Source organism: Kocuria cellulosilytica, from assembly GCF_040981245.1.
Taxonomy (GTDB): Bacteria; Actinomycetota; Actinomycetes; order Actinomycetales; family Micrococcaceae; genus Kocuria; species Kocuria cellulosilytica.
This window is the reverse complement of record NZ_JAVFWZ010000062.1, coordinates 1-622: the sequence shown is the minus strand read 5'-3', so window position 1 is coordinate 622 and position 622 is coordinate 1. Positions and strand designations below refer to the sequence as shown.

Below are 622 nucleotides of genomic sequence, written 5' to 3'. Positions count from 1 at the left end.
CGGCCAGGTTGTAGGCCGACACGGGGGCCACATGGTGCGGGGTGCGGGCCATGACCCGCCCGAACCAGCCCAGGGCCCGCGGGTCGCCCTCGCCGGCCAGCAGCTCGTCACCGACTGCGACAATTCTGATCCTTCGTTGCTCCACGTCGTACTTTCTGGTCGGGGGTGAGGGTGCTCTGGGGGGAACGAGCGGCGCCGGCCCGTGGGCACGGGCCGGCGCCGCTCGCCGGGGACGTGCGGGACGGCGGGGGCGCGGGCCCCCGCCGTCCCGGACGGGCTCAGTCCCGCTCGAAGGCGGTCTGCACCAGGGTCTCGAGCTCGGCGGCGTGGCGCTTGGCCGAGCCGTTGGCCGGGGACGCCGAGGCCGGGCGGGACGCCAGGCGCACCTTGCGGTCGAGCTGCGGGACCAGGTTGACGGCCATGAACGGCCAGGCCCCCTGGTTGGCGGGCTCGTCCTGGGCCCAGGTGAGTCGTGCCTCCGGGTACTTGCCGAGCTCCTCCCGGATCTCCGCGAGCGGCAGCGGGTAGAGCTGCTCGACGCGGACGATCGCGGTGCTCCGGTCCTTGCGCTCCTCGCGCGCCGACACGAGGTCGTAGTAGAGCCGGCCCGAGACCAGGACGA

The 622-nt window shown here is 74.3% G+C and carries 2 pseudogenes; both read right to left on the bottom strand.

The window, feature by feature from the left end:
* Nucleotides 1-145: pseudogene (locus tag RCG67_RS16990) on the bottom strand (GDSL-type esterase/lipase family protein); the annotation flags it as partial.
* A 133-nt stretch (nt 146-278) separates the two neighbouring features.
* Nucleotides 279-622, bottom strand: a pseudogene (locus RCG67_RS16985) (hypothetical protein); the annotation flags it as partial.